Annotated in this window: 8 protein-coding genes; 3 read left to right on the top strand and 5 right to left on the bottom strand. The window is 61.8% G+C overall.

The genetic code is table 11. From position 1 onward, the window contains the following. Positions 1-276: 276 nt before the first annotated feature. From PH605_RS25075 to PH605_RS25090, 4 genes are all read right to left on the bottom strand, one after another. A complete protein-coding gene (locus tag PH605_RS25075) occupies positions 277-585 on the bottom strand; it encodes a Dabb family protein (protein WP_003522330.1) in 309 nt (102 codons plus the stop codon). Positions 586-643: 58 nt separating this feature from the next. Beyond that, positions 644-1,282 (bottom strand): hypothetical protein, encoded by a 639-nt coding sequence (locus tag PH605_RS25080; protein WP_080856115.1) that lies wholly within the window; start codon positions 1,280-1,282, stop codon positions 644-646. Positions 1,283-1,730: 448 nt separating this feature from the next. Next, positions 1,731-2,990, bottom strand: a complete 1,260-nt coding sequence (locus PH605_RS25085; protein ID WP_161988030.1) for a DNA-packaging protein — start codon at positions 2,988-2,990, stop codon at positions 1,731-1,733. Beyond that, entirely contained in the window at positions 2,987-3,514 is a 528-nt protein-coding gene (locus PH605_RS25090) for a hypothetical protein (RefSeq protein WP_142846676.1), read from the bottom strand. The genes PH605_RS25085 and PH605_RS25090 overlap by 4 nt, the downstream gene beginning before the upstream one ends. 484 nt (positions 3,515-3,998) lie before the next feature. Here PH605_RS25090 and PH605_RS25095 point away from each other — a divergent pair, with 484 nt between their 5' ends. Beyond that, entirely contained in the window at positions 3,999-5,639 is a 1,641-nt protein-coding gene (locus PH605_RS25095; protein ID WP_161988031.1) for an alpha/beta hydrolase, read from the top strand. 23 nt (positions 5,640-5,662) lie between these two features. Here the strand turns inward: PH605_RS25095 and PH605_RS25100 are convergent, their stop codons facing one another. Continuing rightward, the gene (locus PH605_RS25100) at positions 5,663-6,502 is read right to left on the bottom strand and encodes an SDR family oxidoreductase (RefSeq protein ID WP_142846673.1); all 840 of its coding nucleotides are present in this window, start codon (positions 6,500-6,502) and stop codon (positions 5,663-5,665) included. A 142-nt stretch (positions 6,503-6,644) separates the two neighbouring features. Here PH605_RS25100 and PH605_RS25105 point away from each other — a divergent pair, with 142 nt between their 5' ends. Further along, on the top strand, positions 6,645-7,013 hold the full coding sequence (locus tag PH605_RS25105) for a winged helix-turn-helix transcriptional regulator (RefSeq protein WP_142846671.1): 369 nt from the start codon (positions 6,645-6,647) through the stop codon (positions 7,011-7,013). Positions 7,014-7,076: 63 nt separating this feature from the next. Beyond that, positions 7,077-7,286 (top strand): hypothetical protein (locus PH605_RS25110; RefSeq protein ID WP_205125172.1); only part of this gene is annotated, 210 nt, incomplete at its 3' end.

Below are 7,286 nucleotides of genomic sequence, written 5' to 3' on the forward strand. Positions count from 1 at the left end.
CCTCATGCACCGGCGACGCACCGATCGGCTTCTCGACCCGCCACCAGACAAACCCAGAAACCAAATCCAGATGGCCTTCCAATGGCCGCAAATTTAAACCGGACAGTAGTGAAAGCTCTCTTTCGTCATGCTCGGGCCTGTCCCGAGCATCTGCAACGTCTCGATTTTATTGGACGTGATCAGATCCTTGGGACAAGCCCAAGGATGACGTCGCTCGTGAGACACCCTGTCCGCACAGCAGCAATATCTCGCGCCGACTTCGGTGAAACCGGACGTTTACCGGATCGGCGCTTTCACCGCCGTATCGCTGTCGAAATCGGCGGCAACGCGGGTTTCGCGCAGCGGCTTTACCGTGCGGGTCGAGAGGTCATAAGCCGGATCGGCCTTATAAGCGGCGAGCGCCGCCTCGTTTTCGAACTCGCCATAGACGATGAAATCGACCGAATTGCCCCATTGGTCCTTCTTCACGTTCTCGCCGATTTCCAGCTTCAGCGAATGCGGTATCGCGGTCAGGCCGGAAAGCCCCCTGCGCACGGCGTCGCGGTTTTCCTCGGGAACGGTGAAAAAGACGATATGGCGGATCACGGTGTCACCTGTCATGCAGAATTCGGAGGCAGCCTTTTCGGCACCGGGTAACGGGTTATCATCTGGCCCGCCCAGGTTCAATCCGCGCCGCGACAAGCGCGTGATGAAATGCGCGCCCGTAACCGCCCACCAGCCGCGCCCGGTCGCTGCCATTGATGATGGCGCGGGCGCCGTCCCAATCTTCGCACCTGTCGCTGAAGAAATCGGAGAGCCTGCGGCCGGTAAAACCGCCGCCCGCCATGCCGTGGATCAGGATCGCGGTGGCCACCTCCGCCTCCATGGCGCGCTCGGGCCGTTCGAGGAGATCGACGCCGGTCAGCGCCGACATGGCCTCGTAATTGCGCCGATGCGTCAGTTGCACGAAGCCGCGCCCCAGCCAGCTTTTACCCTCCGTGTCCGGCCGCCAATAGGGCTTGCGCACCATGGGCAGCCTGCCCGCCGCAAAGGCGCGGTCGAGCCTTGCCATCGCCTCGGCATCGCTCGCCGCCAATGTCTCGCGCACCGGCTGCATGGTCGCCGCCGTCTCGTGAAAGGCCGTCGCCAGCATATAGGCGAGCCAGCGCGGATCGCCGCCCGGCATCGACTTTTCGAACCCCGCCAGCATCGTTTTCGTGCCGGCAAGCTGGGCCGCGCGCAGGCGACCGCCGAAAATGGAAATCCGCGCCGACGCGAAGAATCGCGCCTCGTCATAGGCCATGATGGCTCCTGAAAATGATGGGCAATGCGACGCCCGGTTTTTCCACATGCAGGCTGCCGGAACTAAATCGATTTGAAAAAACCTTAATCGATTTTAATCCGCGCCCCGGGGTTTTGGGGTAAAAAATTCCTTGAATTTCGGAACCTTAGCGCGCTAACTCCATTCACCGCGCAATCCTGCAGCGTTAACCATTCAAGGAGGAATGCCACCATGACAGCGACAATCCCCCAGACCGTTTATGACCGTCTCGAAAACGAGTGGCGCCAGATGCGTGAAACCGGCTCCCAGCCGAAACCGGCGCAATCCCCGAAGAAATAATATCCGTCAGACGCCCGAAATGGGCGTTGACGGCGCCTCACTTTTCTTCTCCCCGGCGGGGAGAAGAAACCGCGGGCATCCGCTCGACGGGTAATTGGCTCTCCTTCGCTGGAGCCAATAATCGGCTACCTCACATCCCCCGCACTTTCGGTTCACTCACCACCATCGTCGTCAGCGCTGTTATCGCCCAGACGAGCGCATCCAGCCTGTCCGGCGAACGCCCGGAGGATAGGCCGTCTGGCCCGAAATCCGTCATCTGGTCCTCCAGCTTTTCAAACCGCGCGGCGTGGCGCACCCTGCCCTGTTCGTAGAGTGCCGCAACCGGCTCAGCGCGGGTGAACTTGCCGCGGCTCGCCCGCACCAGTGTCAGCGGCAGGTTGGCGTCGATGCTCTGCAGCATGGCGCGCACCATCTCGCCGCCCTGATTGACCTCCGCCACCACCCGGTCCGCCTCGTAGCGGCGAAAGGCGGCGACCACGGCGCGGGCCCAGCCGGCCGGCGTTTCGCCCTCCACCGAACAATCCGCCAGCACGTTAAGACGCCCGGACATGCCAAGCCCCGCCACGACGATGCCGCAGCAGGAATGTTCACCGACGCCGACGGGCGGGTCTACCGCCACCACGATCCGCGTGAGCGGCTCAAGAGCCGCTTCGATAATCGCTTCCAGATCGGCGCGTTTCCACAGCGCGCCCTCGCGCTCGTCGATCAATTCACCGCCGATTTCCTGACGCCCCAGCCGCGTGCCACCGTAACGGTCCTGCATGGCTTTGAGAAAGCCGGGCGAGAGATTGCGCGCATTCATCGCCGTTGGCATCCGCGCCACCCGTGTCGCGGGATCGGCGAGAAGCGCCTTCAGCAAAGGAATGGGCCGTGGCGTTGTGGTCACCAGTTGCCGGGGCGTCTTACCCAGACGCAGGCCGAATTGCAGCATGTCCCAGGTTTCCTGCGGATATTTCCATTTGCCCAGCTCATCCGCCCAGGCCATGTGGAATTGCGGGCCACGCAGGCTTTCCGGGTCTTCCGAGGAAAACACCTGCGCCATCGCGCCATTCGGCCAGAGGAGCCGCCGGCGCGATACCTCGAAGGCGGGGCGATGGCGGCGGGCGATGCGGCAGATGCCGGAAATGCCGTCGATCATCACCTCCCGGGCGTCACCCAGCGTTTCGGCCACGAGCGCGATGCGCAAATCCGACTGCTTGCCGGCGGATGCGACACGATGCACCCATTCCGCCCCGGCGCGGGTCTTGCCGGAACCGCGCCCGCCGATCAGCAGCCATGTCCGCCAGTCTCCCTCCGGCGGTTGCTGCGGCAGGTTGCCGACGAAACGCCAGTCACGCAGGAGGTTGAAGACCTGCGCCGGCAGATGGGGTCCGGTTGGCATATCCGTCATGTGTCGGTTTCTGCGGATGCGCTGCGGGCGAGATCGACCTCCATCTTCGCGCGGCATTTCTGTTCAGCCAGTTCGTCGATGCGGTTGAGGAAATGCGCCACCGCCGCTTCGTAATCCCCGGCCTCGGTTTCGTCTTCGCTAGAAAAAGCTTCCCTCTCTTCCGCCAGCACCCGTTGCAAAGCGTCGATCCGCTCCAGCGTGCGGACGATCAGCGAGAGCTGGTCCGTCGCAGCCTTCACATCGGCGCGCGCCAGCTTGCCCGAAGCATCCTCCGCCGTCGCCAGAAAGGCGGCTTCGCTCGCCTGGCGGAGATTGCGGTACAGGCAGAACTGCTCGCGCATCTCCTCCGTCAGCTCGTTCAGCAATTGCCGCAGGCTGCCGTTGCGCGCCGCATCTTCGGCGGCCAGCCTGTCGGCCCGCGACTTCGTCTCCGGCGCGGCTTCCGGCATGTCCTCAGCCGCATAGGCGGGCGTTTCCGGCCAGACGCCGTAGAGCGCCGGATCGCAATTGCTGGACATTGTCATGGAATTGGCCTGCGAGAGAAATGGCAGCGATTACGGTTATGCGACGGAACATCTTTTTCCCGTCATTCCGGCCCTGAGCCGGAATCCAGCCAGCCCAAGTCATTGGGCTGAAAAAGTCTTTTCGCCGCGCAGACGCGCGCCGGCTGGATGCCGGGTCAAGCCCGGCATGACGAGGAGAAGGGCTCTGGCCCAGAGAGCAAAACTGGACGGCGGTTGGATGGGCAACAATATGGCACCGACTATGAGGGAAGCTTGCCATCAAACCGGAGACAACCCTTTGGACCGTGCGCCGTCTTCAGCCGCAAATCTCCGACCGTAGCCAAACACTATCAAACGACCGTCACGCTGTAAAGGATTATTTTCCTATCTTTGTGATTTTTATCCTGCCCGCAGGATTTGCACCCTCGTCCGTCACATATTACACTCCGCACCACGCGGTGAGTACAAGGGGCAAGTCAAGTTGGTGAAACAATGGGTTGAGCGGTTGTTTGCAGGTCTTTCGGCAACCGGCATCGTCTTCGGCACTATCCTGTTCTGTGCTTCGCTCACGCCCTCGCTCCTGCCGCGCACATGGCTGATGCAGGGGGTGCTGTGCGGCTTTTCCTTCGCCATCGGTTATCTGATCGGTGTCGCGTTGCACGCCATCTGGGCCTATCTGGAGCTGCCTGAACCTTCACGCCATAATGCGCGCGGCATTCGTTTTCTCATTGCGCTTGCCGCCGCCATCACGGCCATCGCGTTTTTATGGCAGGCGAAGGACTGGCAGAATTCCATCCGGGTTTTGATGGAGCTCGATCCGCTGCCGAGCGCCCACCCCACCAAGACCGGCGGCCTTGCGGTGCTGGTCGCCGCCATCCTCATCGGCGCCGGCCGGCTGTTCCAGCTTATCCGCCGGTTCTTTGCCGCGCGTAGCCGCCATTTCCTGCCGCGCCGCCTTGCCAATGTGCTCGGTATCGCGGTGGCGATCATCATCTCCTGGATGCTGCTCAATGGGCTGATCTTCGATATCGGCCTCAGATTTGCCGATTCCTCGCTGAAACAGGTGGATGCGCTGATCGAACCCGACGTCCCGCGCCCGTCAGATGCGCTCAAGACCGGCAGCAGCGCCTCGCTGATGACATGGGAATCGCTCGGCCGACGCGGGCGTGAATTCGTCGCCGAAGGTCCGGCGGCCACAGAAATATCCGCCTTCACCCATCGCCCGGCAAAGGAGCCGCTCAGGGTCTATGCGGGCCTCAACTCGGCTTCGACGCCGGAAGAAAGAGCGGCCTTCGCGCTGGAGGAGCTGAAACGGGTCGGCGGTTTCGAGCGAAAGGTGCTTCTGGTGGTCATTCCCACCGGCACCGGGTGGATCGACCCGGAAGCGCTCGATACGGTCGAATATCTGCATGACGGCGATATCGCCAGCGTCGCCGTGCAATATTCCTATCTCTCGAGCTGGATCGCGCTGCTGACGGAGCCGGATTACGGTGTCGAGACGGCGCGCGCTTTGTTCGAGGCCGTCTACGGTTACTGGACCACGCTGCCGAAGGAAACGCGGCCGAAGCTTTACCTGCATGGCCTCAGCCTCGGCTCGCTCAACTCGCAGAAATCCTCGGATCTTTACGATGTGCTCTCCGATCCGTTTCAGGGTGCGCTGTGGAGCGGCCCGCCCTTTTCCAGCCCGACATGGCGCATGGCCACCAATGGCCGGGTGAAGGGCACGCCGGAATGGCTGCCGCGCTTCCGCGATTCCTCCGTCATCCGCTTCGCCAACCAATATACCACCGCCCATATGCCCGATGCGAAATGGGGGCCGATGCGGATCGTCTATCTACAATATGCCAGCGACCCGATTACCTTCTTCGAGGCCGCCTCGCTTTACCGGCGGCCGCAATGGATGGCGCATCACGGGCCTGACGTTTCCACATCCTTCCGCTGGTTCCCGGTCGTCACCCTGCTGCAGCTCGGTCTCGATGTCGCCGCAGCCACCACCGCGCCCATCGGTTATGGCCATGTCTATGCGCCGGAACATTATATCGATGCATGGACGGAAGTAACCGCGCCAGGCGGCTGGAACCCCGAGGAGATCCAGCGGCTGAAGATGTTCTTCAAGGCCCGCCGCGGCTCCACCGATCCGGCGTAAACGCAGCGGGCTCGCTTTGAGCCTCAGCCCTTCAGCCGGTCCAGATTGTCGGCGATATAGGTCTCGAGTGAACGCGGCGCATGGCCGGTGAGCGTTTCGACATCGCCGGTCACCACCGCTGTCCAGCCTTCACGCACGGGATAAAAGATCGAAGCGAGGAAGGAGGCGTAGTCCTGCGGCACGCCCGCACCGGTGAGGATGCCGATGAAAACCTCATCCGAAACGGCGGCGTAGGACACCGGCTTGCCGATCGCCTGCGATATCAGCGCGGCCGCTTCGCCGTAACCTAGGGCTTTCGGACCCGTCAGGTTGAAAGCCTTGCCGTTAAAGGCGTCAGAGGTCAGGGCGGCGGCGGCGCTGTCGGCAATATCGCGGACGTCGATGAAGCTCGACTTGCCCTCGCCGGCCGGCACGGCGATCTGGCCGTGATCGATGCCGGCCTTCCAGTAGCTGTGGAAATTATCGGCAAACCAGTTGGGGCGCAGGATGACGTAAGGCGTGCCCGAAGCGATGATCTTTAGCTCGATCTGGCGATAGGGAATGGAATCGTCGGCATCGACGCCGAGGACGCTGAGGAACACGATCTTCACCTTGCCGCGCGCCGCCTCCTCGACCACAGGCGTCAGCGCGTCGATGGCATCCAGACGCCCGCCCGCAAGGAGAAGGAACAGACGGTCAACGCCGTCGAAGGCATCCGCATAAGTCGCTGCGTCGGTATAATCGAAACGCACCCCTTCCACGCCGCCCGTGGCCTTGCCGCTACGCGACGCGGCCTTCACGCTTTCACCCCTGGAAAGCAGCGTTTTCACCAGCGGCGTGCCGATGGTGCCGGTGGAACCGATTACGAGTATCTTGCCTGTCATCTCAAATCTCCGTAGTATATAATGGAAACCATGTTTCGAAAACACAGGTACTGCGTTTGCGAAATCATGAAAAGAGAGCACTTTTCGGTTATCTGGTTTCCTTTCGGAAACCGGCATGGCCCTGAAACGACGGAACAAACCCATGGAACGTATCTATGACGTCTATGAAGACCGCTGCCCCACCCGCATGGTGCTGGACAGGATTGCCGACAAATGGGCGCTGCTGATCCTCGACCGGCTGCGGGTGGAAGCGGTGCGCTTCAATCTGCTGCGGCGGGAGATCAAGGGCATTTCGCAGAAAGTCCTGTCGCAGACGCTGAAGAAGCTCGAGCGTGACGGGCTGATTTCCCGCCAGGCCTTTCCGACGGTTCCTGTCACCGTCGAATATTCGCTGACGCCGCTGGGACGCACGCTGACGGACACGGTGGCGGCGCTTGCCCATTGGGCGGAGGGAAATATCGACGCGGTGATGGCGGCGCAGAGAGCTTATGATGAGAGGGCGGTGGTTTAGAGGGTCTTCGCGCCCGCGTAGAGACGGAAGCATGGGAGCGGCAAACTCCTTTGCTGCTTCGTTTTGCAGACCATCGCTTCCGTCATACCGGACTTGATCCGGTATCCAGCCAGCCCAAGTCCTTGGGCTGAAAAGACTCTATTCGCCGCGCAGACGCGCGTCGGCTGGATGCCGGATCAAGCAACCGTGGATGATCAAGCAAATGCTGGATCTGTCCTTGCGATGGCGTTGAGGATAGTGACGAGCTTCCGGATTGTTGCGACGATGGCTAGT

Origin of the sequence: Agrobacterium sp. CFBP 3001 (genome assembly GCF_027871605.1) — a bacterium.
GTDB classification, from domain to species: Bacteria; Pseudomonadota; Alphaproteobacteria; order Rhizobiales; family Rhizobiaceae; genus Agrobacterium; species Agrobacterium leguminum.

What these genes read in the sequence shown, in the direction of transcription:
- PH605_RS25080 (WP_080856115.1), bottom strand. Translation starts at nt 1,282, where the DNA reads ATGGCCTATGACGAGGCGCGATTCTTCGCGTCGGCGCGGATTTCCATT.
- PH605_RS25085 (WP_161988030.1), bottom strand. Translation starts at nt 2,990, where the DNA reads ATGACGGATATGCCAACCGGACCCCATCTGCCGGCGCAGGTCTTCAAC.
- PH605_RS25090 (WP_142846676.1), bottom strand. Translation starts at nt 3,514, where the DNA reads ATGACAATGTCCAGCAATTGCGATCCGGCGCTCTACGGCGTCTGGCCG.
- PH605_RS25100 (WP_142846673.1), bottom strand. Translation starts at nt 6,502, where the DNA reads ATGACAGGCAAGATACTCGTAATCGGTTCCACCGGCACCATCGGCACG.
- PH605_RS25105 (WP_142846671.1), top strand. Translation starts at nt 6,645, where the DNA reads ATGGAACGTATCTATGACGTCTATGAAGACCGCTGCCCCACCCGCATG.